At 61.9% G+C, this 24,188-nt stretch carries 16 protein-coding genes and 1 pseudogene; 10 read left to right on the top strand and 7 right to left on the bottom strand.

From position 1 onward, the window contains the following. The first annotated feature begins 166 nt into the window (after positions 1 to 166). The 6 genes from CBR61_RS02705 to CBR61_RS02685 all read left to right on the top strand — a co-directional run bounded on the left by CBR61_RS02705 (position 167) and on the right by CBR61_RS02685 (position 8,153). Positions 167 to 538 (top strand): hypothetical protein, encoded by a 372-nt coding sequence (locus CBR61_RS02705; protein ID WP_088912980.1) that lies wholly within the window; start codon positions 167 to 169, stop codon positions 536 to 538. Beyond that, the gene (locus tag CBR61_RS02700) at positions 535 to 2,379 is read left to right on the top strand and encodes a type IV secretion system DNA-binding domain-containing protein (RefSeq protein WP_088912979.1); all 1,845 of its coding nucleotides are present in this window, start codon (positions 535 to 537) and stop codon (positions 2,377 to 2,379) included. The genes CBR61_RS02705 and CBR61_RS02700 overlap by 4 nt, the downstream gene beginning before the upstream one ends. Beyond that, positions 2,379 to 5,126, top strand: a complete 2,748-nt coding sequence (mobF, locus tag CBR61_RS02695) for a MobF family relaxase (RefSeq protein WP_088912978.1) — start codon at positions 2,379 to 2,381, stop codon at positions 5,124 to 5,126. The genes CBR61_RS02700 and mobF overlap by 1 nt, the downstream gene beginning before the upstream one ends. 222 nt (positions 5,127 to 5,348) lie before the next feature. After that, positions 5,349 to 6,227, top strand: coding sequence for an ArdC family protein (locus CBR61_RS02690; protein WP_088912977.1), 879 nt, complete (start codon positions 5,349 to 5,351; stop codon positions 6,225 to 6,227). Between the two features lie 464 nt (positions 6,228 to 6,691). Next, on the top strand, positions 6,692 to 6,826 hold the full coding sequence (locus CBR61_RS17205; protein ID WP_267890705.1) for a hypothetical protein: 135 nt from the start codon (positions 6,692 to 6,694) through the stop codon (positions 6,824 to 6,826). A 235-nt stretch (positions 6,827 to 7,061) separates the two neighbouring features. Beyond that, positions 7,062 to 8,153: a Fic family protein gene (locus CBR61_RS02685; protein ID WP_088912976.1), complete on the top strand. Its 1,092-nt coding sequence runs from the start codon at positions 7,062 to 7,064 to the stop codon at positions 8,151 to 8,153. Positions 8,154 to 9,026: 873 nt separating this feature from the next. Here CBR61_RS02685 and CBR61_RS17280 read toward each other — a convergent pair. After that, positions 9,027 to 9,370 (bottom strand): annotated as a pseudogene (locus CBR61_RS17280) (IS21 family transposase); the annotation flags it as partial. Between the two features lie 70 nt (positions 9,371 to 9,440). Here CBR61_RS17280 and CBR61_RS02675 point away from each other — a divergent pair. Next, positions 9,441 to 10,684 (top strand): IS3 family transposase gene (locus tag CBR61_RS02675; protein ID WP_233996818.1). Its coding sequence is split into 2 segments (ribosomal slippage): positions 9,441 to 9,779 and positions 9,782 to 10,684, totalling 1,242 coding nucleotides; the frame shifts between segments, so codons are not numbered across the junction. A 232-nt stretch (positions 10,685 to 10,916) separates the two neighbouring features. Beyond that, positions 10,917 to 11,801 (top strand): alpha/beta fold hydrolase, encoded by an 885-nt coding sequence (locus CBR61_RS02670; RefSeq protein ID WP_088912974.1) that lies wholly within the window; start codon positions 10,917 to 10,919, stop codon positions 11,799 to 11,801. 33 nt (positions 11,802 to 11,834) lie between these two features. Here the strand turns inward: CBR61_RS02670 and CBR61_RS02665 are convergent, their stop codons facing one another. Genes CBR61_RS02665 through CBR61_RS02655 form a run of 3 tightly spaced genes read right to left on the bottom strand, consistent with a single transcriptional unit; the run spans position 11,835 to position 16,047 of the window. Next, complete coding sequence (locus tag CBR61_RS02665) at positions 11,835 to 13,289, bottom strand: efflux transporter outer membrane subunit (protein ID WP_088912973.1); 1,455 nt, start codon at positions 13,287 to 13,289, stop codon at positions 11,835 to 11,837. A gap of 7 nt (positions 13,290 to 13,296) precedes the next feature. Then, on the bottom strand, positions 13,297 to 14,856 hold the full coding sequence (locus tag CBR61_RS02660; protein ID WP_088912972.1) for a DHA2 family efflux MFS transporter permease subunit: 1,560 nt from the start codon (positions 14,854 to 14,856) through the stop codon (positions 13,297 to 13,299). 6 nt (positions 14,857 to 14,862) lie between these two features. Continuing rightward, the gene (locus CBR61_RS02655; RefSeq protein ID WP_088912971.1) at positions 14,863 to 16,047 is read right to left on the bottom strand and encodes an HlyD family secretion protein; all 1,185 of its coding nucleotides are present in this window, start codon (positions 16,045 to 16,047) and stop codon (positions 14,863 to 14,865) included. A gap of 604 nt (positions 16,048 to 16,651) precedes the next feature. Here CBR61_RS02655 and CBR61_RS02645 point away from each other — a divergent pair. Further along, on the top strand, positions 16,652 to 17,137 hold the full coding sequence (locus CBR61_RS02645) for a MarR family winged helix-turn-helix transcriptional regulator (RefSeq protein WP_157696471.1): 486 nt from the start codon (positions 16,652 to 16,654) through the stop codon (positions 17,135 to 17,137). Between the two features lie 189 nt (positions 17,138 to 17,326). Here the strand turns inward: CBR61_RS02645 and CBR61_RS02640 are convergent, their stop codons facing one another. The 3 genes from CBR61_RS02640 to CBR61_RS02630 are packed head-to-tail and all read right to left on the bottom strand — an operon-like array spanning position 17,327 to position 23,151. Next, entirely contained in the window at positions 17,327 to 18,763 is a 1,437-nt protein-coding gene (locus tag CBR61_RS02640; RefSeq protein ID WP_088912968.1) for an efflux transporter outer membrane subunit, read from the bottom strand. After that, positions 18,763 to 21,996 carry a multidrug efflux RND transporter permease subunit gene (locus tag CBR61_RS02635; protein ID WP_088912967.1) on the bottom strand — a complete coding sequence of 1,078 codons (3,234 nt, stop codon included), beginning with the start codon at positions 21,994 to 21,996 and terminating at the stop codon, positions 18,763 to 18,765. The genes CBR61_RS02640 and CBR61_RS02635 overlap by 1 nt, the downstream gene beginning before the upstream one ends. A gap of 3 nt (positions 21,997 to 21,999) precedes the next feature. Then, a complete protein-coding gene (locus CBR61_RS02630) occupies positions 22,000 to 23,151 on the bottom strand; it encodes an efflux RND transporter periplasmic adaptor subunit (protein WP_088912966.1) in 1,152 nt (383 codons plus the stop codon). An 85-nt stretch (positions 23,152 to 23,236) separates the two neighbouring features. Here CBR61_RS02630 and CBR61_RS02625 point away from each other — a divergent pair, with 85 nt between their 5' ends. Then, a complete protein-coding gene (locus CBR61_RS02625; RefSeq protein ID WP_233996817.1) occupies positions 23,237 to 23,866 on the top strand; it encodes a TetR/AcrR family transcriptional regulator in 630 nt (209 codons plus the stop codon). Positions 23,867 to 24,188 lie beyond the last annotated feature (322 nt).

Here is a 24,188-nt window from a genome sequence, read left to right as displayed (position 1 = left end):
TGCATCGGGCCCGGAAAAGGGATACACACCCCACGCACGCGTGCAGCGAGGATTTCTGCGGGTTTGACGGGATGCGGATAGCATCTCGTCTCCGACAGGCTCTCCGTACCCACGCAATTCCGCCATTTTTCGCGATGGCGGATCGCATCGCCGAGGAGACGGTGCAATGAGCGCGCGGGTGCAGACGGTGCGCCTCAATCCGTCGCAATATCGGGTGCTCGCAGAGTTCGCGCAGCGGCGTGGGCTCAGCCAGTACGCCATGCTCGGCCGGGTCGTTGAAGAGGGGCTCCTGGCCCTGATTCACGGCGCTGACCGGGGGACCGATCTTGCCGAAATGGCGAGCGTGATCGGGTCGATATCGGAACGCCTCGCCGATGCCGAACGGGTGCTTGACCGCACCCTGTTCACGGCTTGCGCTGCCTATGCCTATGCGCGCTCGTCAGCGCTCGGCGGGCGGACATCCGACGAGGTCATTGCCGCCGAAGCGCGGGCCGCATTCGAGCGCCAGCGCAAGCTGGCAGAGGAGAGCGAGCGATGACCGCAGGCACCGATTTCATCACCCGTGCCCACGCGCTGTGGCGCGTGCGCATGGCACAGTGGCAGCAACGTTTCGGGTTCTTTGCCCGGCTTGTTCTGCTGTCTGGCGGGGCCGGCGCGATCATCGCGCCGCAGTTCGTCATGAGCGCTCCCGAGTTGAAGGTCGCAGGCCAATGTCTGATGGCCAAAGCCCTCGTCATTCTGGGGGAGATGGCGGGCAGGGACCTGATGATGAACGTGTCGCTGGAGGGGCACCGCGCTACCGTCTCAGCGGCTGCTTTTGCCAACGAGCCATTCATCGCCGGAACCTTCTCCAAGGCCGTAGCTGTGCTCATCATCGGGGCGGTTCTGGGCTGCGCCCTGGGGCTCCTGGTGGTCTGGTTGATCCAGCGCACCATGTCCTCGCAAGGGCGCGATACGCTGGCCGACCGGGTGATCGGCGGTACCCGTCTGGCGCGTCAGGAAGAGGTTGCCGCGCAGACCCGTTCGATGTCCGGCGGGGGTGCGCTGCAGATCGGACCGGTCCCCATCCCGCAGCGGATCGAGACCCGGCATTTTGCCTTCCTCGGTACCACCGGCAGCGGCAAGACCACGGTCCTGCGCCAGATGCTCGACGGTATCGAAGCGCGAGGCGAAGCGGCGCTGGTTTACGACACATCCGGCGAGTTCATCGCGCACTATTACAACCCGGCGCGCGGTGACATCATCCTCAATCCCTTCGATGCGCGCTGCGCTTTCTGGTCACCCTTCGACGAGATATCGCACCCCGCTGATGCTGACCGGATCGCGCGCCAGCTGGTCTCCGAAACCGGCAGTCAGGATGATGATGTCTGGCTCGAGACGAGCCGCATTCTGGTCGCCAACATGATGCGCTCGCTTTGGGCCGAGAAGAACGGCAGTCTCGAGGCCTTGCTCGATGCCTTGCAGATGAAGAGCAAGGAGCAGCTGAAGGCCTGGCTCGGGCATACCTCGTCGGCCCGCACCTTTGCCGACGATGCCGACCGCGCCACCGGGAGCGTGCTGTTCATGCTCGCCAAGGCGGCGAACCTGATCCAGTTCCTGAAGGTGGAACAGGCGGGTGCAGACCGCTTTGCCTTCCGCGATTTCATTGTTGGGCTCGACCAGATCGACGGGGCAAAGCCCTGGATCTTTGTACCCCGCAAGGAGGACTATTTCGAGGCCGCCAAGCCGCTCATGGCGTGCTGGCTCGAATGCGCAGCGAGCGCCGTGCTCGGGCTTTCGCCATCGCCCGACCGGCGCATCTGGTTCGTGCTCGACGAGCTTGCCGACCTGCCGCGCGTCGAGAACCTTGCCCGTCTTCTGCCCGAAGGTCGCAAGTTTGGCGCGGCGATCGTGCTGACCTTTCAGGCGCTGGGGCAGATGCGTCATCGCTATGGCGACAACATCGCTGAGGCCATGCTCGCCTGCTGCAACACCAAGCTGTTCCTGCAGACCGTCGACCGCGAAACCCGCCAGTGGGCGAGCGAGACGATCGGCCAGTGCGAGGTCGAAATGCGGATGGCCACCGACACCTTGATGGTCGGCAAGGAGGTGCCCCGCACCGCCATTGCCACGCAGCGCCAGTTCCGCGCAGCTGTGCTCGAAAGCGAACTGCGTCTTCCCCCGCATCAGGGCTATCTGCTGCTCCCTGATGGCCTGCCGGTTGCGCGGATCGGTCTCACTGCCGAGCACATCGCCCGGCGGGGCTCGCCGCGCCAGCCAGCCTTTATCGCGGGCGATCCGGCGAGCACTCTGTGGAGCCGGGTCAGCGCGATTGCCGTCCCTTCTGCCTCTGAACCGAAGTCAGGCACCAAGGCAGGACCAGAGGCGGGACCGGTGTGATGGTGGCATCGGTCTCAGCCCTGACCAGCGCCGCGCAGGCAGCCAGCTACTACGAGGCCGACGACTACTATGCCGAGGGCGGCTTTGCGCCCTCGGAGTGGTTCGGGGAGGCCGCCGCATCGCTGGGCCTGTCCGGCGAAGTCGACCGCGTGAAGTTTGCCGGGCTGCTCGAAGGCCGCGTTGCCGGGCAGCAGCTCGGTACGACCCGCGATGGCCAGGTCGAGCACCGGCCGGGCTGGGACATCACCTTCTCAGCGCCCAAGTCGGTCTCGATCATGGCCGAGGTTGCCGGTGACAAGCGGCTGATCACCGCCCATGCGGCAGCGGTCAAAGCCGCGCTTGGCCATGTCGAGCAGCACATGGCGGCAACCCGGGTGCGCGAGGGCGGCGAGGTGCGGCGCGAGGAAACCGGCAACCTTGCCATCGCCACCTTCCGCCACGCCACGAGCCGCGCGCAGGACCCGCAGCTCCACACCCATGCGGTGATCCTCAACGCGACACAGAACAAGGACGGCAACTGGCGCAGCCTTGAGCCACGCGCCTTCTACCAGCTGCAAAAGGAGATCGGCGCGATCTACCGCCAGGAGCTGGCGCATGGCGCGGCCCAGCTCGGTTATCGCATTGAGGCTGGCAAGGATGCCTTGTTCGAGATCGCAGGCGTGCCTGACAGGGTGATCGAGGCATTGAGCCAGCGTACCGCTGCCATCGATGCGCGGCTTGCCGAGCGCGGGACGAGCCGTGAGGAGGCCAGCGCTGCTGAGAAGCAGATCGCCGCGCTCGATACCCGCGAGGCCAAGAGCCACGTCGATCACAAGAGCTTGCGCGCCGATTGGCGCGCGACCGCCGAAGCAAAAGGCTTTGGCGAAGCCGAACAGGCCCGGGTTATCGCCGAGGCAAAGGAGCGGGCGAAAGCAGGTGAGCTGGCAGCAAGCCCTGAGGTGCTCGCCCGCCAGGCTGTTTCCTGGGCTGCTACCAAGTTGTCCGAGCGTCAGGCGGTGTTCCCGGCCAGCACGCTGACTCGTGAGGCGGGCGACTATGCTTTCGGCAGGCTCAGCAACAGCGCCATCAACGCCGCTGTTGCCGAGGCGAGGGAGAATGGCGCGCTGGTGCCGCGCGAATTTGTGGACCGGCGCGGAGCAGAGTTTGCAGGGTTCACGACGCCCGAGGCGATTGCGACCGAACGGGCCATGCTTCGCCTTGAAGCCGCGGGGCGCGGCGTTGCCGCGCCGCTGGCTTCGCCGCTCGCTGCTGCGCGCGCGGTTGAGCGCGCCGCCCGCCAATCCGCGCGCGCGGGCTTTGCCTGGACCGATGATCAGAAGCGCGCGACCTCCGCGCTGCTGACATCGCGCGACCGCGTTGCCGCCGTGCAGGGCTATGCCGGGACCGCCAAGACCACGACCGTGCTGGCGACCTATGCGCGGGAGGCAGCGAAGAGCGGGCTGGCGGTTACCGCGCTCGCACCGACCGCGTCGGCAGCGACGGTGCTGGGAGAAGCCCTTGGCTTGCGAGGCGATACCGTCGCGCGGCATCTTGTCTCGCCCGAGGCCAAAGGGGTCGGCAAGGGCGCGGTCTGGATCGTCGATGAAGCCTCGATGCTGTCCGCGCGCGACATGGCCGCACTTATGGCCAGCGCCGGCAAGGTCGGTGCGCGGCTTGTGCTGGTCGGCGACGTTCGGCAGCTCGGATCGGTGGGCGCGGGTGCGGCCTTCGCCCAGCTGCAGCAGGCGGGCATGGCCACCGCCAAGCTTGCCAACGTGGTGCGGCAGACCAATGCCGAGACCCGCGAGGCCGTCATGGCGTCAATCGAGGGCCATGCCGGCAAGGCGCTTGCAGCGCTGGAGCGCGGGGGCGGCGAAGTGGTCGAAGGCGCGGACTGCGATGCGCGCCTTGGGACAATGGCGCAGCGCTATGTTACCCTCAGCCCTGCCGAACGGGCGCGGACTCTCGTGATCGAGCCGTCGCGCGACGGGCGCGACAGTCTCACCACCCTGATCCGTCAGCAGTTGGCGCAGCGCGGTGAGCTCTCAGCCGCGGCCCTCCGGTTCGAGGCGCTGGAAGCCAAGGGCCTGACCCGCGCTGAAACCCGGCAGGCCGCAAGCTATGCCATCGGCGATGTTGTGCGTTTCGCCCGCGACTATGCCGACAAGGGCGTGACGCGCGGCGCTGCCTACCGGGTCGAGCGCATCGATCCGGACAAGGCCGCAATATCGCTCAAATCTGCCGACGGGTCAGCCGTCGACTGGCGGCTGCGACAATGGGGCGCGGGCAAGGTCGAGGTGTTCGAGCCGAAGGCGATGGAGCTGCAAGCGGGCGACCGGGTGCAGTTTACCCGCAACGACCGCGAGGCGGGTCGCATCAACGGATTGCGCGGTACGGTGACCGGTATCGATCCCGAGCGGCAGCAGGCGACCATCGCGCTGGCCAATGGCCGCGAGCAGCGGCTCGATCTCACCGACGCCCGCGACGCTCACCTGCGCCATGCCTATGTCCAGACCGCCCACGCCGCGCAGGGCCAGACCGCCGAGCGGGTCCTGATCCACGCCGACAGCCGTTCCGCCAATCTGGTCGATCAGAAGATGCTCTATGTCGCGCTCTCGCGCGCGAAGTCCGAGGCCATTGTCGTCACCGACGACAAGGCGCGACTGATCCGCGCGATCCATGAGCGCGCGGGCGAGAAGCAGACCGCCATGGAGGTGAGTGCACCCGAGGCCGCGAAGACGAAGTCTCTTGGGGCTGGTCTCGGCTGATCGGTTGATACGCAAGCGCAGGGCCATGGCATCCTTCGCCCTGTCATTGGAATGAACTGCTCCCTGAGTGACAGGCCGTGCCGGGCGGGATCAACAGCCTGCCCGCTCCATTCGGGCTACGCCCTCCCGTGTTGGCTGTTCCGCGCTCCGCGCTGACCCGCCCGGCCATCCGGCCCGTCCCTTCATCCGCGTTCCCAACGACAGGACGAAGGATTTACCACCATGGCCAATACCGAAACCGCCAGCATCTACGACACCATCACCAACCAGATCATCGCCGCGCTGGAGCGCGGCACCGGCGACTATACGCTTCCCTGGCATCGCAGCAGCGCCCCGCTCACGCGGCCCGTCAATGCGGTCACCCGCAAGGCCTATCGCGGTGTCAATGTCCTTGCCCTCTGGGCCAGCGCCGAGGCGCAGGACTTCGGGCATGGCCTCTGGGCAACCTATCGCCAGTGGCAGTCTCTGGGCGCGCAGGTGCGCAAGGGCGAGAAGGCCTCGCCGATCGTGTTCTACAAGGTGCTGGACAAGGCCGAGGGCAGCGAAGACGAGGCGCGCGAGGGCGCTGGCCGGATCTTCGCGCAGGGCTCGCATGTGTTCAACATTGCGCAGGTCGAGGGCTACGCCCTGCCCGAGGCGCCCGAAGCCGAGGCCTTCGATCCCATTCCTGATGTCGAAGCCTTCATCGCAGGGACTGGCGCTACCATCCGCATCCAGGGCGAGAGCGCCCACTACACCCCTTCCACCGACACGATCACGATGCCCGACCGCGAGCGGTTCTTCGCCACCGACACCGCCAGCGCCGAGCAGAACTGGTATGCCATCCTGCTCCACGAGCTGGTCCACTGGACCGGGGCCGATCACCGTCTCGCCCGCACCTTCGGCAAGCGCTTTGGCGACGAGGCCTATGCCATGGAAGAGCTGGTCGCCGAGCTTGGCTCAGCCTTCATGTGCTGCGATCTTGGCCTGTCGGTCACCCCGCGTCCGGATCATGCTTGCTACCTCGCCAGCTGGCTGAAAGTGCTCAAGGGCGACAACCGGGCGATCTTCACCGCCGCCAGCGCAGCGGCGAAGGCGGCGGAGTGGTTGGGGGAGGGGTAAATCTTCCGGCCGCGACGCAGTTGTCGTCCAGTATGTTGGCCTGCATTGAACTGATTTCGCTGGCATTCTGAGACTGGCATTTGCGTGGCGCCAGCGTTAGTCTCCCAAAGCAAAGGGGCCAAGAATGCTGGATAAGCAAGGGCTATCCGGCATGAGGTGCCCGCTCGATTTGGCCAAGGTCTCTGGCATGCGTGGCGCTCGCGGCTGTATGGGCCACGAGTCCACTTTGCGGATCAGCTCGAAACTGGTTTATCCTGACGCCTGTGGGTGAATGGATTTGCTCGCATGGTCGCAAGCCCGTGCCTGTGGACAGAAAACCCCGCAGACTCGTCATTTGCCTGAGTTTACGGAATCTTACTTCCGGTTCTCACTTTCGAACGTCGTCAAGCCTTTGACCCGCGAGGCGCACACGGCGTTTTCGGGGGGAACGGACCAACCGTTCGCGCTCGCACAGGAGAAATCCCATGAGCAAGAACACCCACCAGCGGGGTCGAGATGCGCGCACTGGCCGCATCATCCCTGTGAGTGAGGCTCAACGCCGTCCTTCCACGACGGTCGTTGAGACCTACAAGACCGGCAAGAAGGGTCCGAAGAACTAAGGTTCCAACCTTCAAGCCTTGAATGGGGGCCGTCGGGGGAAACCTCGGCGGCCTTTGTCTCTTGAATCAGAGTCGGATTCTGACGTCAAGTCCCGCTGAGGATTGCTGGCTAGCACGATGTCGGCGTGGTGGAGCCATCTTTACATATTCAACAAACGTGTAAAGAAAATCGGGTTTTCTTTACAGATCATCGGAACCTGATAAGCTTCCGGCAAATCCTTTGCATGAGGCGAGCATGGCCCTTGAACCCACCTACGCCATCCCCGGCCTTCCACCACCCGGCGCTGTCGAGACCCCTCAGGTGCTCAAGGCCCTGACCCGTGCCCATCGCTACCTTGCCGAGCTCAAGGGGCGCGCAGCGACAATCCCAAATCAGGGCATCCTCATCGATACGCTGTCACTTCAGGAAGCAAAGGCCAGCTCTGAAATCGAGAACATCGTCACCACCCAGGACGAACTTTTCCAGCTGAACGCATTTCCGGAGATTCCGGGCTCTCCCGCTGCGAAAGAGGTGGCACGCTATCGTGACGCGCTCCGGCATGGCTTCGAGGAGCAGCGCCGGCTCGACGGGTTGCTGACCAACAACATCCTCATCGCGATGTTCCAGATCCTCAAGCGTTCAGGCGGGGGCTTCAGGGAGACACCTGGCACCGCCCTCAAGAACGAGGGCACTGGGGATGTCGTCTATGTTCCGCCGCAGGATGCCAACCTTATTCGGAATCAGATGGCGGCGCTTGAGACATTCATCAACGCGGGCGCTGATGACACCGAGCTGGACCCGCTTACTTCCATGGCGATCATCCATCACCAGTTCGAGAGCATTCACCCATTCCCCGATGGCAATGGACGTATCGGTCGCATCATCAACGTTCTCTACCTTACCCGATGCGGGCTGCTCGACATTCCCATTCTCTATCTCAGCCGCTTCATCACCCGCAACAAGCCCGAATACTACCGGCTCCTCCAATCGGTGAGAGAGACAGGGCAATGGGAGGAGTGGATCCTCTACATCATCAACGGGGTGGAAGAGACCGCCATCGAGACACTCCGTCTGGTCGAAGGCATCAGGCACCTGATGGCGCAAACCAAAAACCGGATGCGCACCGAGCATCCGAAAATCTATTCGCAGGACCTGCTGAACAACCTTTTCCGTCACCCTTACACGCGGATCGACTTTGTCCAGTCGGAGCTGGGGGTGTCCCGGCCTACCGCCACAAAGTACCTTGAGGAGCTGGCCGATGGCGGACTGCTCATCAAGCACAAGGCGGGGCGAAACAATTACTACATCAACCAGCCGCTCGTTGGACTGTTTGTCGAAAGGGAATAGGGTTCGCCGCTACCCTGCCGGGCAACCTGCTCTATCTGCTGGCGCGGACCGGGCCTGTAGTCCCGGCCCATCCGGGTGACGATCATGAGCGATGGCAAGCGGGGCGTGAGGTTCTGGAGGACGCGCTCTGTCCCGCATGGCCTGTGGCCATGCTCCTGAGGGCGCAGTGTACTTGAGCTAACCCGCAGGCGCTCTTGCCTCTCTCATTGCCGGACGCCCGCTGGCCCACTTGGCCCGCGCGCAGGGCGTCCGGCGGCTTCGCGCCGTGCAAGGGCGCCGTTCCTGTGCGGATCGCTGCGGCGATCCTTGAGGGGAACGCCAGGGGCTTTGCCCTCTCGCTCCCAAACCCCAATCGTCACCCCCGTGTGGCGGGCTTCGCCCGCTGGCCCGCGCGAGGGCATCGATTGGGGTTTCCCTCCCACCTCCCATTCTGCCCGGAAGGCAGAGCCGCATACCGCATGACGCTTGCGGCTCTGCCGGATGGAGTTTGGACGATGGGTGACCTGATCTTGAATTACCGCTCGTGCTGGCTCATGATGATGGCTTACCGCTCTTGACGGTGGAGCAGCTGTCTAGGTGAAGGTGAACAGAGCAACGCAGCCCAAAACTGTTAGCTCGGCTGATAACGCACATTATGTAAAACGTTATACCAGCGCGGAGGCCGTCCCCCGCGCAATCATGAACCATTCGACGATCAGGAACATCCCGCTGAAAATCAGTATCCATAGCAGCGTCATCTTCGCCACTTCGCCAACCCCCAACTGGTGCGACCTGAGGCTGACGCCTAGCGAAGTGTTGCGTCTGATCGAGGCCTGCAGCTCACACGCTCGCCAATGATTACGGCCCAGTTTTCGTTCTAGTCTAACTGGAATGCTCCCCGGGCGCAAAGACCGGTGGCACAAAGGTTCCAGGCACGATGGTTTGCCGCTCATATTGCCGCTACGCCTCTCACGCTCGCGCAAAAGCGGCAGCCCAGCCTTAGGAAACGTCAAATTCCACCGCCACCAGATCGGCGTGCAACTGCTTCAAGCGCGCCCCTGCTTGCGCGACTTGCCTGCCTGGATTCGCAGCCAATGCGAGAGCTTCTCGGCAAACGGGTCCAGCTTGCTGGCAAGCTCGGGAACCCCAAACTGCGGCTCCCCTGAACTGCTGGGAAGATACTTGCAGATCGTGTTCCGCGACAAGCCAGTGCGCCGCGCGATCTCCCGGATCTGCATCCGATCTCGCAGATGAAGCGGCCCCCAAAATGACCGGACAGTTCCTCACACTTATGTGAGAGTGAGGCATATGACCGACAGTAGTCCCAGGAACTATGTGCATGCGGAGGTTCTCGGAGGGGTGCAGCGCCGTAGGCGCTGGACCCCGGAAGAGAAGCTCCGCATGGTCGAAGAGACCTTCCTGCCCGGCAACAGCGTGTCGCTTGTGGCGCGCATGCACGGGGTCGCGCCCAACCAGCTATTTGGCTGGCGCCGGCAGGCGGCAAGTGGTGCCCTGACCGCCACCCGCGCCGGCGGCGAGGTGGTTGCGGCCAGCGAGTATCGCGCGCTGGAGAACCAGGTTCGCGAGCTGCAGCGCATGCTTGGCAAGAAGACGATGGAGAACGAGATCCTGCGCGAGGCGATCTCGCGCGTGGCCGGACCCAAAAAAACGGCCTTGCGCACGCTCTCGTTGCCGGAGGGCGACCTGTGAGCGCGGTGGCAAATGCGCTCGGCGTCTCCCGGCAGCATCTCTCGTCCGCCAGACGGAAGGCCGCCGCACGCCGCCGCGGTCGGCCCCCACTGCCCGAGGAGGAGCTCGTCGCGCGCATCCAGGCCCTGATCGCCGAACTGCCGACCTATGGCTACCGCCGGATCCATGCGCTCCTGCGGCGGCAAGCACGCAATGGCGGGCCATCTGCGCCCAATGCCAAGCGCGTCTACCGGGTGATGAAGGTCCATGGCCTGCTGCTCCAGCGCCATAGCGGCAAGGCGGACGAGCGTCGCCACGACGGGCGCGTCGCGGTCGATACCCGCAACACCCGCTGGTGCTCCGATGGCTTCGAGATCGGCTGCGACAACGGCGAGAAGGTGCGCGTCGCCTTCTCCCTCGACTGCTGCGATCGCGAGGCGATGGGCTTCGTTGCCACCACTGCCGGCATATCTGCCGAGGATGTGCGCGATCTCATGACCGCCACCGTCGAACACCGCTTCGGCCGCGTGAACCGGCTGCCTGCCACCATCGAGTGGCTGACGGATAACGGTAGTTGCTACACCGCCAGGGAGACCCGCCGCTTCGCCCGTGAGATCAACCTCCGGCCGCGCACGACGCCAGTCGAAAGCCCGCAATCCAACGGCATGGCCGAAGCGTTCGTGCGCACCATGAAGCGGGACTATGTCCGCGTCGCCGAAAAGCCCAACGCCAGAGCCGTGATCAGCCAGCTGCCAAGCTGGTTCCACCACTACAACACCGTCCACCCACATCGCGCACTTGGCTACCTCGCCCCGCGCGAATACATCACCCAATCAACCAGTGAGGAACTGTCCGGAAATTAAGGGGCAACGACAGCAGATGCCAGCGACGGATTACACTTAGTGGCGCCATCTCGATCACTCTTGTCTCCCTCGCTGCTCGCAGCAAGGGACGGGTCAAGACACGGGTCAAATCTCAACTTAAAGCTAAAGTCAGGCCTCAGGTGGACGCTTATGGGCAATGCGATCTACCATCTCCTGCCTTGTGATATAGTAAAGGTCTTTACCATACGAAATCTTGTCTTATGCTGGCGGTATGTCGAACTCATCCATTATCCTGCCCGGCCATTGCGGCCATCCCATTGCCGCGCTGACCGAGGGGCCCGAGAGCGGTATGCCGGTTTTGCTGGCGCACGGCGGCGGGCAGACCAAGCGGGCGTGGAAGCGGGTTACTGCAATGCTGGCGGCGACCGGGTTTCGCACCATCGCGCTCGACCTGCGCGGGCATGGGGAAAGCGCCTGGGCGGCGGACGGGGCCTATGACATTCTGGATTTCGCGCAGGATCTCGTGGCCATTGCCGGAGCGCTTGATCAAGCCCCCGCCCTGATCGGCGCCTCGCTAGGGGGCCTTGCAGGAATCATGGCCGAAGGCCGCGTCGCACCCGGCAGCTTTGCCTCGCTCACTCTGGTGGACATCACGCCGAAAATGGAGGCTGGCGGGGTTGCGCGGGTGGTCGGCTTCATGGCCGCTCATGCCCGCGAAGGCTTTGCCTCGCCCGACGATGCAGCGCGGGTGATCGCAGAATACCTGCCCCATCGCCCGAGCCGCAAGGCATCCTCCGGGCTTGCCCATTATCTGCGCCGGCGGGACGACGGGCGCTATTACTGGCACTGGGACCCGGCCTTTATCGATGGTGTCATGCGGCGCTATGCCGAACGCGGCGATGACAGCGATTTAGGGCACAGCGAACTGGGCGAAGCAGCCGCGCGGCTGGCGCTTCCGGTTCATCTCATCCGCGGCGGATCGAGCGATCTCGTCTCGCCCGAAGCGGCAGCGCATTTCCGCGCGCTGGTGCCGAACGCTGCCTACAGCGATATTGCCGATGCAACGCACATGGTGGTGGGCGATCAAAACGATGCCTTTGGCGATGCGATCCTCGATTTCCTGATCCGCACCCACCCCGGGGATATTGCAGCATAGGCCCGCCGGGCAGCTCTGGGCTGCACAGCCCTTTCATCCAGGCGGCGGCAGCTCTTCCCAGCCAAGGCCAAGCGACTTTTGCACCGCAATCCAGCTGGTGGTCAGCCCTGCCAGCGCCCTGTTGAGGTCAGCCTGAGACTGATTGCGCTGCCTCAATGAGGCGTTGAGTTCGGTGCGCGAGATTACTCCTGCGCCATGGCGCTGGATATTGAGATCGGCAGCGGTATCGGCCTGACGCTTGATCTGCGCGAGCGCTGCCACATAGCCGCGGTTCTGGCCGAAACGGGCCAGCGCTTGCTCGGCATCCTGCAAGGCTCCGAGCACGATCTCGCGGTAGCGCGCCTCGGCCTCGTCGCGGGTGCCTCTGGCTTCGTCGATGGCGGCAGCGGTGCGCCCGAAGTCGAGCAGGTTCCATTGCAAGCGCGGCACCGCCAGCGCGGCAAGATTGCCGGTGTCGAGAACATCGCCCGGTTCCGAACCGCCAAGACCCAGAACGCCGAGGAAGGAAATCTTGGGGAAGCGCCGGGCTTCGGCCACTCCGATGCGAGCGGTGGCGGCGGCAAGATTGCGCTCGGCGGCGCGGATATCGGGGCGGCGCGCGATCAGCGCAGCCGGATCGCCCACCTCGACCCGCTCCGGCGGCAGCGGGATAGGGCCGCCCTGAACGAGCATATCATCGAGCGCGCCGGGAGCCTCTCCGACCAGCACCGCCAGCGTATCGCGAAACACCGCACTATCGGCGCGCGCCTCGGCAATCCGCGCCTTGAGCAGTTCGAGCTCGGCATTGGCATTGCCGACCGGGAACAGCGCCAGCGCGCCCTGGGTGTAACGCGCATAGGTCAGCTCCAGCGTCTGCTGCTGCAGATCGCGCTCGCTTTCGAGCAGCGCCAGCCGGGACTGGGCTTCGCGCAGGGCGACATAGGCGCGGGCGACTTCGGCGGTGAGTTGCACCAGCGCATCCTCGCCCGTTGCCACCGCTGCCGCAGCCTGCGCATTGGCCGCCTCGCTGCGCCGCACCTGCTCGCCAGCGAAATCAAGCTCCCAGTTGGCGATCGCACCGAGGTTGTAGAAGCTGAGGCGGTCATCTCCGCCACCGCCACTGCCACCGCCTGCCGCGCCGGATGATGGGCCTTGCAGATTGAGATCAGGCAGGCGCCCCTCCGCCACGGTTGCGTCGGCCCCGAGCGTGGGGAAGCGATTGGCTTGCTCCGCCCGCACCCTCGCGCGCGCCTGCTCGATCCGTGCGCGCGCCGCCGCGATGCCCGGATTGCCGCCAAGCGCGCGTGCTTCAAGCTGATCGAGCACCGGATCGCCCAGCAGCGTCCACCACTGGCTCGCCCGCGGCGCGGCGGTATCGACCTCATCGCCCGCACGCTGGAATTGCCCGGGAAGTGCGCGTGCCGCTTGCGGCGGCCCGGCATAATCCGGCCCGGCTACGCAGCCGGTCACAAGCACGAGAGGAAGGGTTAGAAGAAGGGGGTTTTTCATGGCGGTCTCAGTGCATGGAAAGCGATGCATTCTTGGGCAAGGGCCTCAGGAACAGAACCAGCGGCACTGTCGCCAGCGTGATCACGCCCATGGCGAAAAACACATCATTATAGGTCATCACCAATGCGTCGCGCTGGAGCATTCCGGCAAAACTTTCGAGCGCGGCCTGGGCATTGCCCATCATGGCGCCCATGCGATCGAGGTAGTCTTGAACCTGTGGGTTGTTCGCGCTGACCGCTTCTTCCATGCGGCGACTATGGTGCCACATGCGCTGATCCTGAAAGGATGCAAGCCCTGCCAGCGCGAAGGAGCCGCCGAGATTGCGGGCGGCGTTGAAGATGCCCGAGGCATCACCGGCGTCTTCCTTGGCGACAGACGCAACCGTTGCCTGATTGAGGAACATCATGGTGAGGATCATGCCCATGCCGCGCAGGAACTGGCTTTCGGTAAATACCCCGCCGCCAGACTCGGCCGTCAGGCTGACGCTGACAAAGCAGCTTGCCGCCATGATCAGCATTCCAGCCCCCACCGCGATGCGAATGTCGATTTTGCTGATCATTAGAGGCAGCACCGGCATCATCAAGAACGCTGGGACGCCCATCCAGAAAATGACCTGCCCAGTCTGCAAAGCATTGTAATCGGAAATGATCGCAAGGAACTGCGGGATGACATAGGTCGATCCATACATCACCATCCCCAGCGCAAGCGCCATGGCGATGACGCTCGCAAACTGGCGGCTCAGCATCAGTCGCAGCTTGAGCACCGGCTTCTTGGCGTAAAGCTGACCGTAGGCGAGCAGCAGGAACCCGACGATAGTGACAATCGTAAGCTGGATGATGAACGGAGATTCAAACCATTCTTCGCGGTGACCTTCTTCAAGCACGACGGTGAGGCCGCCGAGTCCCAGGATCATGCCCACAATCCCGGCCCAGTCCGCATCGCGCAGATAGATCCAGTTGGGCTGTTCATGCGGCAGGCCGATGAACAAGAGGCCGAGCAGCAGAGCGCACACCGGCACATTGACGAAAAAGGCGTAGTGCCAGCTCAGGTTCTCGGTCAGCCAGCCGCCCACCAGCGGGCCCATCACCGGCCCGAGAATAACTGTCATCCCGAACAGCGCCATGCCGATCGGCTGCTGCGATGGCGGCAGGCGCTTTGCCACGATGGTCATGGCGGTGGGGATCAGTGCGCCGCCCATGAAACCCTGGCCGGTGCGCCCGATGATCATCGTGATAAGATCGGTGGCGACCCCGCACAGCACCGAAAACGCGGTGAAGGCCGAAACCGCAATGATCAGCAGCGTGCGCAAGCCAAGCAGGCGTTCGAGCCAGGCGCTGAGCGGAATGATGATGATTTCCGCCACCAGAAAGGAGGTGGCAATCCACGTCCCTTCCGTGCCGCTCGCGCCAATCTCACCCTGAATGGTCGGCAGCGCAGAATTGACGATCGAAATATCCAGCGTCGCCAGCAAGGCGCCAAGCGATCCCGCCGCCACCGCCAGCCAGGCGGTCAGATCGGCGCGTTCGACCTGTGGTGCAGCCGGCTCGCCCTGAAGTGCCGCATCCATCGACCGTTACCTCTCGGCAGGCGCGCGAACCGCCGCAAGTTCATCCTTTGCGGAGCGGGTATCGACTGTTGCCACCACCGACATCCCCGCAACCAGCAGACGCTTGACTTCCGGGCCTGCCTCGATCGCGATCCGCACCGGCACGCGCTGCACGATCTTGGTGAAGTTGCCGGTCGCATTCTGCGGCGGCAGGATCGAGAATTCCGCGCCCGTGCCCGGAGCGATACTGTCCACGCGGCCTGCGATTTTCACGTCAGGCAGGGCATCAACCTTGAGCGTCACCGGCTGCCCGGGCCGCATCAGTGCGAGCTGGGTTTCTTTGAAATTGGCGGTCACGTAAAGCTGATCGGTCGGCACGATGCTCATCAACCGCTGGCCGGGCTGGACGAACTGGCCGGGCCTGACAGTCAGATCGCCAATCCGCCCGGCGATGCTGGCGTTGATAGTGGTCGAATCAAGATTGAGGCGCGCGGCCTCCAACTGCGCGCGCGCGGCGTTCGCCTGCGCGGTGGACTGGCCGATCTGCTGACCGAGCGAGCCCAGCCGCCGTTCACTGGCAAGGACAGCGGCCCGCGCTGCGGCAACCTGCGCCTCAGCCTCGCGCGCCTGGGTCTGCAACTGTTCCAGCTTCTCGCGCGGTTCAGCCCCGCTTTCAGCGAGCGGGCGATAGCGCGCAACCTGCTGTCTTGCCAGCTCGGCCTGCGCGCTCACAGCGGCGAGCTGCGCTCGCGCCTGCGCGATCGCAGCATCTTGTTCGCGCTGCTGAGCGCGCACCGTGTCACCGCCAGCGAGCAGGGCTGCAATCTCAGCTTCGATTTGCGAGGTCTGTGCCTGATAATCGCGAGCATCCAACTCAACCAGCGGCGCACCGATAGCCACCGCCTGATTTTCGCTGACCAGCACCTTTTCGACGTAGCCTGCGATCTTTGGCGCAACGATCACGCTGTCAGCCGCGACATAAGCATTGTCGGTCGATTGCTGGAATTTGCCGAAGGTTTCGTGGTTGTAATACCAATAGCCGCCTCCCACCAGGATAGCGATGGCGGCCACAATGAGGCCGCGGCGCAGGCGCGGATTGGCAAGGCGGTTGGATTGCGCGGGTGCAGCTGGACGAGCGGGCGCAGCAGGCGAGGATTCCTCAAAATCCGTCTTAGACCCTGTAAAACTTACATTATCGGCATGGTCGGCCATTATTTCGAGCGCTCCTGCGGTAACAGCCCCCCGTTGTTGCCGCCGTATAATACGAGAGGAAAATAGGAAAGTCCTTTATCAAAAATTTGTCAAAGACGCCTCCCCCATCTTTGACTGAGCAGACAATCAGCGTCACGCTCGATGGCATCTCCACCGATGATGATGGTATGTTGTTCCTGATGGACGAGATTAGCCGCGGGGCGCGGAAGGCCTTCGACGATCACGCTCAGCCGCTGGGGCTCTGCGTCACCAAAACCCGTTCGACGTATCCTGCGACCTTAGGAGATACAATGACGCTTTCTGCCTGGATATAGGCGTTGTCGGTGGAATGCGGGTGTTGGCCAAAAGTCCGGTGGCGGCAGAACCAATAGGCTCCGCCAATCAAGATGAGGAAAGCAGCGATGATCGCGGCCCTCCGCTGTCGCGGATTCGAGCCCCTTCTGGCTCTCATGCGAGGCACCCGGCGGTCGTGCGCTTGAATTCGTTATTTGATCAATCAGTGCTGTTGAAAATTCCGTGCTACGCGAACGGTTGGATTGCCGTATAATCATCAACCCAAGATGCAAAAGCCCTCTAGTAAACCGCGGCGATGTGGAAGCCCAAAATGACCGACCAAACAGCCACGGCCCCATTGGAACGTATCTTCAACGACAACGATCATATGCTATTCGTGATGGATGAAATCAGCCGTGCGGCCCGAAAAGCTTTTGATGAGCGCGTGGAGGGGATGGGGCTCAATCGAACCCAGTGGCGTGTGCTGGCTCAGCTCATCCGAGAGCCAACATTGAACCAATCCGAGATTGCCAAAAGGCTCGATCTTGAACCTGCAACAATTGGATTGGCCGTTAATGCATTGTCAGACCAAGGGTTCGTAGAAAAGCAGCGGGATCCGAATGACGGCCGGGCTTGGTCCTTGGCATTAACTTCAAGGGTTGCGAAAATCCTTCCGGACCTCAGGCGTGCTGCTGACAGTGTGCACGCAGCATTGTGGTTCGGCATTACCGCCGATCAAAAAGCCGCGCTCAAAGTAGTTCTTGAGCATCTCAGCGCCAATGCGCGCTCCCAAGCGATTGAATTCGAGCATCGCTGAGGATTGGGCAAGCGATGCATGCCTCCCAAAAAAAGGGCGGCACGCAGGCCGCCCAAAGGTGTGGAGAGAGGAAAGGAAACCGACACTCTCGGTGCTCCTTCCTCCTCCTCGATGGTAGCACATTGCTGCAGATAGTAAATGCCTTTAGCTCTCTCACTCACAATTGTCGGGCGCGAACGGCGTCGCAAGTCAGCTAGCACCTCCATTTCCGACCGCTCCTCCACCAAGCGCGACGAAAAGCGTGGCACGATTTTGAAGCCACGCCCGACGCGTGGCGAGGAGTTGCTGCTCCGCGCTGAAGAGATTGCGCTCCGCATCGAGCACTTCCAGATAATCAGCGACTCCTTCCCGATAACGCGCTCGGGCAACCTTAGCGATCTCAGTTTGCGCGACAATGGCCCGCTCTAATGTGTCGATCTGCTCCGCCAAATATCTTCGACCGGCCAAGGCATCGGATACTTCGCGGAAGGCCTGCTGCACGGTACGATCGTAAACAGCGACTTGCTCAACTTCCAAGGCCTTGGCCAGATCAAGATTTGCCTCTCGCGCACCGAAATCGAATATGGGTAGCGAGATGCTTGGGCCAAAACTCCACCCTAAACCATCTTCGTTGAACAGGTTGCCAAGACTCGTGGATGTCAGGCCGGCAGATCCAGTGAGCGAGATCGAAGGAAAGAATGCAGCACGCGCCGCACCGATATCCGCGCGTGCGGCTCGTAGTTGCTCTTCCGCAGCGATAATGTCGGGGCGGGCCAACAAAAGCTCGGAAGGCAGCCCTGCGGCAAGCCGACACCCGTCGGCCTGTTGCGCCAGCGTGAGACCACCCGGGAGCTTCTCTGGCATCGTCCCGCCGACGAGCACAGCGAGTTGATTGCGAAGTTGCGCCAGCGATAGTTTCTCGCTCGCAAGCTGTTGTTCCGCTTGCGTGAGCAGCGTCTCAGCTTGGCGATATGGCAGAGCAGATGTCACGCCCGCCTGAAGCCTAAGCTTCGCAATCCTCAGCCCTTCGCGACGTGATCGAGCGGTGGCCTCGGCTAGGACGATTTGTTCCTCGGTTTCTACGATCTCGAAGTAAGTAGTCGCCGTATCCGCCACAAGAGAGAGGTAGAATGCACGTTGGTTCGCCACTTCGGCCAGATATCGGGCACGGGCTGCTTCGCTCTGATTGCGCACACGCCCCCAAAAATCGAGCTCAAACGCGCTAATGCCCACCCCGATATCAAATCGGTTGAAAGTGAAAGAAGTTGGCGCGTTTCCGTCTCCGGCACCGAACACCGGATTTCCGGCGGTTGCCTGACGCGTCCGGTTGCCGCTGCCGGTCGCAACAAGGTCTGGCAGCCGGCGGCTTTCGTCGATCCTGAATTGCGCCCGCGCCTGCTCTATCCGTGCGGTCGCGGCCAGCAGATCACGATTGTTTGCGAGGGCATTCGCGATCAAGGCTTGCAGCTTTGGATCGCCATACCAGTCACGATACGACAGCTGCGATGCTACCACGGCCCCATCGGGTCGGTATTCAGGATTGTAGGCTGACCCAGTCGCTAGCTCAGGCCGTACATGTTCCGGCGCCAAATTCACGCAACCGACAAGTGCAAAGGATGCGATTGCCAGAATTGCGGTTCTCTTCATCAGTCCGACTCCTGCGGGTTCGGTGAACCAGATGTAACCACGTCGTTGACGGCGATCTTTTCACCTTTGGCTCCGGCTATGCTGCGGACCACTAGATAGAGGGCCGGGATTAGAAATATGCCGAGCACAGTGGCTGCAATCATACCCCCAAGCACGCCTGTACCGACGGCGACCCGGCTGGCTGCCCCCGCTCCGCTCGCGAGCACCAGTGGGATCATACCCATCGCGAAGGCGAGCGATGTCATGATGATTGGTCGAAGCCGCAGTCGCGCGGCAGCTTTGACTGCCTCAAGGGGGGAGCACCCCGCCCTCTCCTCCTCAATGGCAAATTCCACGATCAGGATAGCGTTTTTGGCGGCAAGGCCGATAATGGTGATCAAGCCGACGTTGAAATAGACATCTGCCGAAAGCCCACGCAGCATCGAAGACAACACGGCGCCGAGGATGCCCATCGGCACGATCAGCAGAACTGATAATGGGATCGACCAGCTTTCATAGAGTGCTGCCAGAACCAGGAACACCACAACAACTGACAATCCAAGAAGCAGACCGATCTGCCCGCCCGCCTGTTTTTCCTCGTAGGAGATACCGGTCCATTCGTATCCAATGCCTTGTGGCAGCTCGCCCGCGAGCCGTTCCATCTCTTCCAGCGCAGTTCCTGAGGACTCTCCAGGCGCGGCGGTGCCCGACAAAGTCATCGCCGGGTAGCCGTTATAGCGAGCAAGACTTGCGGGCGCGGCGGACCATTGAGCAGTAGCGAACGCTCCGAAAGGCACAAGCTTGCCAGCAGCGTTCGGGATGCGAAGCGCGAGAACGTCCTCGGGAGTCATGCGGAACGGAGCGTCTGCTTGAACCAAGACCTGCAGTATCCTCCCGTCACGCGTGAAGTCGTTGGCATAAGCCGAACCGAAGGTGATAGAGAGGGCGGTGTTTACCTCTGTCATGGAAAGCCCGAGTGCCCGCGCTTGCACCCTGTCAATATCCACCTTGACCTCGGGACTGGGTCCCTGATCCTCCGGCCGGAGGCCTGACAACACAGAGCTTTGTGAGGCCGCCGCCAGCAACTGGTCTCGCGCGGCTTGCAAGGCCTCTCTGCCGAGACCCGCACGGTCCTGCAGCTTCAAAGTGAAGCCGCTTGCTTGCCCAAGTGAGCGGATCGCAGGTGGCTGAATGACGAAAGCGGTGGCCTTATCGTTGCGTAGGAACAGTCCCATTGCCCGCTCCAGAAGTGAGCCTGCACTGCTTTCGTTCGAGCTGCGCTCTTCCCAAGGTTTGAGAGAGGCGAACATCAGAGTGTTATTTTGTCCTTGTCCAAAGAAGCTGAAGCCGCGAACCACAACGAGAGAGCTGACCTCTTCCTGTTCCAGCCAAAAATCGGTGATCGGCTTGAGTGCCTCGTCCATTCGTTCCAGCGTTGCGCCCGGAGGAGCTTGAACAGCAGTAATGAGGAAGCCCTGATCTTCAGTGGGCAGAAAGGCTGTTGGCAGGCGGACAAAGAGGAGAAGGGTAAGGGCGACCAGTGCTGTAAAAACCGCCATCGCACGCTTAGGACGTGACAGGACGCGGGTATTGGCACTTTCGTACCTTGCCTCCATTCGATGGAACCAGCGGTTGAAAGCTCCAAAAAATCTCCTCCCGAGATTGTTCGCGCGAATAGACCAACTTTTCCAACCGCTTGCTGATGTGGCAAAGGCGGCGTTTTTCCCTTCGCTCTCAAGTGGTCGTGCTTCCGCAATCGGTTTGAGGAAGGTAGCGCACAAGGCTGGCGTTAACGACAGGGCGAGAAAGGCTGAGAAGAAGATTGCTATAGCCAGCGTGACAGAGAACTGCCGATAGATCCCACCTGTCGATCCGGGGAAGAATGCCATCGGTATAAATACTGCGATTAAGACCAGTGTGATACCAATGATCGCAGTTGTGATCTGATCCATCGCCTTGCGCGTGGCTTCGAACGGAGACAGCCCCTCCTCGCGCATGATCCGCTCTACATTCTCGATCACGACGATGGCATCATCAACAAGGATCCCAATGGCAAGCACCATCCCGAATAGTGAGAGCACATTTATCGAAAATCCGAACAGCCAAAGGCCAAGGCACGCTCCTGCGAGCGCAATCGGCACAACCAGTGCTGGGATCAAGGTTGCCCGGACGCTCTGAAGAAAGAGGTACATAACAAGAAAAACCAGCACCATCGCTTCGATGAGCGTCTTGACGACCTCGTTCACGGAGGCCTGCACGAAGGGTGTCGTATCGTAGGGGATCGACCAGCTCACCTCGCTCGGCAAACCTGCCTCAAGCTCAGCCATCCGTGCTTTGACACCTTCGGCCACGGCCAGAGCGTTCGCGCCCGTCCCAAGCTGAACAGCCATACCCGCCATAGGTTGACCATTGAGCGTGGTTGACGTCGCATAGCTTTGAGCGCCGATCTCGATCCGCGCCACCTCGCCCAGGCGTACCACAGCGGCTCCGGAGTTGGCGCGCAGAATGATGTTCTCGAACTCCTCAACGGTGCTGAAGCGCCCTTCGCTCGCGATAGTCGCGGTGATCTGCTGGCCCTTCTCCAAAGGCAGTGCACCGATCGAACCGCCCGCTATTTGGGCGTTCTGCTCTCGAACAGCAGCGAGTACCGCACCAGGGGAAAGGTTATATGATGCGAGAGCTTCAGGATCGAGCCAGATGCGCATTGCGTAGGCAGAGCCGAACAAGGTAACATCACCCACCCCCTGCACCCTGCGAAGTTCGTCAATGATCTGGCTCGACGCGATGTTTCCGAGATCGGTACTGTTCAGCCCCTTGTCCCGCGATGTGAGCGCGACAATAAGCAGGAAACCCGCATTTGCTTGCCTAACTGTAATGCCCTGCCGCCGCACTTCCTCGGGCAAGCGAGCTTCGACCGTGCTGAGCCGATTCTGTACCTCGGTCTGAGCGATATCGATATCGGTCCCGGCCTCGAAGGTAAGCGTTATGCTCGCTGTACCGTTAGATGCGCTGGACGAGGCCATGTAGAGAAAGCCCTCTACGCCGTTCAATTGCTGCTCGATGACCTGCGTGACGCTTTGTTCGATGGTTTGCGCGTCGGCACCGGGATATACTACGTTTATGGTCAGCGAAGGAGGAGCAACTTCCGGATACTGCTCTACAGGAAGAGCCCTGAGAGCGAGCACTCCCGCAAGCAGAATGCCAAGCGACACAACCCAGGCAAAGATGGGCCGGTCGATAAAAAAGCGCGCCATCGGTCAACGCTCCTTCGCCGGCACCACGCGCGGCACATTGCTTGGAGCCGCGTTTATCGGCTTTACAGCCACGCCAGGGCGCAGCTTCTGGATATTGCTGACAACCACTTTATCGCCTGGCTTCAAGCCATCTTCGACAATCCATCGATCCCCGATCAGCGCACCTAATCGAATCGGGCGGTTGGCCACCGCCCCTGTGCGGTCGACGACGAATACGGATCCACCCCGCTCGGAGAGCACAACAGCACGTTGTGGGATGGTAATGCCTTCCTTCAACTGCCCAATGAACAGCTTTGCCCGAACAAATTCGCCAGGGAGCAAAACGCCGGTTGGATTAGGAAACTCGGCGCGCAGATCGACGGTACCCGTCTCTTCATCGACGGACAGCGCCAGAAAATTGATATACCCAGAAATGGGATACTCGGACCCGTCGGCGAAGCTCAGCCTGACTTCAACCCGCCCATTTTCGTCAAGAGCCAATCTGCCGCTCGAGACAGCGCGGCGTAATGCAAGAACTTCGGTGGCAGCTTGGGCGAAGTTTACATAGACTGGCTGACTCTGCTCGATGCGCGTCAAAAGTGTCCCCTCGGTCTGGCTAACCAGCGCGCCTTCGGTGACTTCGGCGCGCCCTGCTCGCCCGGCAATCGGTGCGCGGACTGTGGTGTAATTCAGTTGTAGGGATGCCGCTTCGAGCTGGGCGCGGGTCTGCGCGACATTTGCTTCGGCCTCTCGCGCTGCGGCAAGGGCTGCATCATACTCCTGACTGCTGATGGCATTTTCGGCAACGAGGGGTTTGTATCTTTCCACCACCGCTCGGGCGTTGGCTGCGGTGGCTTTTGCTCGTTCGAGCGAAGCACGAGTTTGTGCAAAAGTGGCCCTCAACTCCCTCGGGTCGATAAGGAACAATGGCTGACCAGCTTGGACATCGGTTCCTTCGACGTAAAGCCGCCGCTGCACGATGCCCGTGACACGCGCGCGCACTTCAGCCATCCGAACGGGCTCAACTCGGCCTGGCAGCTCGATCACGTTCGGCACGGCTTGCGGCGCAATGGTCACGACTTCAACCGGAAGCGGCGGCGGCGGCGGTGGATCGTTCCGGCCTGAACATCCTGCAAAGGCCAGCAGGGCCAAGAGGGCCGTGAAGCAGCGCGACATGGGAGAGGATCCTTCGGCTTCTGTTTTTATGGATGAATCGGTGTAATATCAATTACACAGTTGTCAATTACCACATAAAGTCCGAATGGTTCCCGTGATGGAGCAATGGTCTCAAAACTGTCGCTTGGAGCGCCGCAAGGGTGCTATCGTCGCGGCTGCGCGGGACCTGTTTATCAAGAACGGTTTCGAGCAAACAACGCTTGCCGAAATCGTCAATCTTTCGGGCGGGTCCCTATCGACCGTATACAAGCTCTTTGGTAATAAAGACGGGCTTCTCGAGGCAGTGGTGCTAAAAAATGCTGCCTCAGGCGAAGCAATTATTCGCGACGCTATGGAAGCCGGCTTGGCGCCAGGTCCCACGCTGCATCAGGTGGCCGACGGGCTTCAGAAGCTTTTTCTTCACCCTGACGTAGTGGCAATCGTTCGCATCGTTATTGGCCGAAGTGTCAGCGACCCTCGATTTGCAAGAAGATTCTTCGAACGTACCGCTAATCGTACGAGGGACGCAATGCGCGAGCTATTCGCGCGTTGGCAAGAAGCAGGATACTCCATGCAGGGTACTCCTGATTTTCTGGCGGATCAATTTATGAGCTTGTTTTCAACCGATCTACAAAGGCAGGCATTCAGCTATGGTGTGATAGGGACAACCTCGCGCGAGATGATCGCAGCACGCACGGATTTTTTCCTGAAGGCAGCAGAAATTTTGCCGCCCTAGTCATGCCCCCCCTTTGCGGTTCAGCTCACGCCTTTCTTCGCAGACCGGTAAGAAATGCTGAGACATTCTGGTCCGCCCACCGCCAAATCCCGTTCTGCTGCATCAGAAGCGATCAGTCCTGTCAGTGAGAGATTCTTGCCAAGACTGCATGCTCACAGCGATCGCGGTCTGCCATTAGCTCCACGGCGTATCCCCTTGGCCGGCCTCTAACCGTTCCCAGCACAATAACGGCAGGGCAGGCCGAGCCAAAGGCGGACCCGGGCAAGTAGTCGCCAGGATCGCGCATACGACTCGCCGTCTCGCGTGCAGCTGGGCTGCCTCG

This window comes from Porphyrobacter sp. CACIAM 03H1, from assembly GCF_002215495.1.
Lineage (GTDB): Bacteria > Pseudomonadota > Alphaproteobacteria > Sphingomonadales > Sphingomonadaceae > Erythrobacter.
This window is presented reverse-complemented; position numbering and strand designations above follow the sequence as displayed.

Coding starts and splice junctions, on each gene's coding strand:
- CBR61_RS02705 (WP_088912980.1), top strand. CDS start 167: ATGAGCGCGCGGGTGCAGACGGTGCGCCTCAATCCGTCGCAATATCGG.
- CBR61_RS02700 (WP_088912979.1), top strand. CDS start 535: ATGACCGCAGGCACCGATTTCATCACCCGTGCCCACGCGCTGTGGCGC.
- mobF (WP_088912978.1), top strand. CDS start 2,379: ATGGTGGCATCGGTCTCAGCCCTGACCAGCGCCGCGCAGGCAGCCAGC.
- CBR61_RS02690 (WP_088912977.1), top strand. CDS start 5,349: ATGGCCAATACCGAAACCGCCAGCATCTACGACACCATCACCAACCAG.
- CBR61_RS17205 (WP_267890705.1), top strand. CDS start 6,692: ATGAGCAAGAACACCCACCAGCGGGGTCGAGATGCGCGCACTGGCCGC.
- CBR61_RS02685 (WP_088912976.1), top strand. CDS start 7,062: ATGGCCCTTGAACCCACCTACGCCATCCCCGGCCTTCCACCACCCGGC.
- CBR61_RS02670 (WP_088912974.1), top strand. CDS start 10,917: ATGTCGAACTCATCCATTATCCTGCCCGGCCATTGCGGCCATCCCATT.
- CBR61_RS02665 (WP_088912973.1), bottom strand. CDS start 13,289: ATGAAAAACCCCCTTCTTCTAACCCTTCCTCTCGTGCTTGTGACCGGC.
- CBR61_RS02660 (WP_088912972.1), bottom strand. CDS start 14,856: ATGGATGCGGCACTTCAGGGCGAGCCGGCTGCACCACAGGTCGAACGC.
- CBR61_RS02655 (WP_088912971.1), bottom strand. CDS start 16,047: ATGGCCGACCATGCCGATAATGTAAGTTTTACAGGGTCTAAGACGGAT.
- CBR61_RS02645 (WP_157696471.1), top strand. CDS start 16,652: ATGACCGACCAAACAGCCACGGCCCCATTGGAACGTATCTTCAACGAC.
- CBR61_RS02640 (WP_088912968.1), bottom strand. CDS start 18,763: ATGAAGAGAACCGCAATTCTGGCAATCGCATCCTTTGCACTTGTCGGT.
- CBR61_RS02635 (WP_088912967.1), bottom strand. CDS start 21,996: ATGGCGCGCTTTTTTATCGACCGGCCCATCTTTGCCTGGGTTGTGTCG.
- CBR61_RS02630 (WP_088912966.1), bottom strand. CDS start 23,151: ATGTCGCGCTGCTTCACGGCCCTCTTGGCCCTGCTGGCCTTTGCAGGA.
- CBR61_RS02625 (WP_233996817.1), top strand. CDS start 23,237: ATGGTTCCCGTGATGGAGCAATGGTCTCAAAACTGTCGCTTGGAGCGC.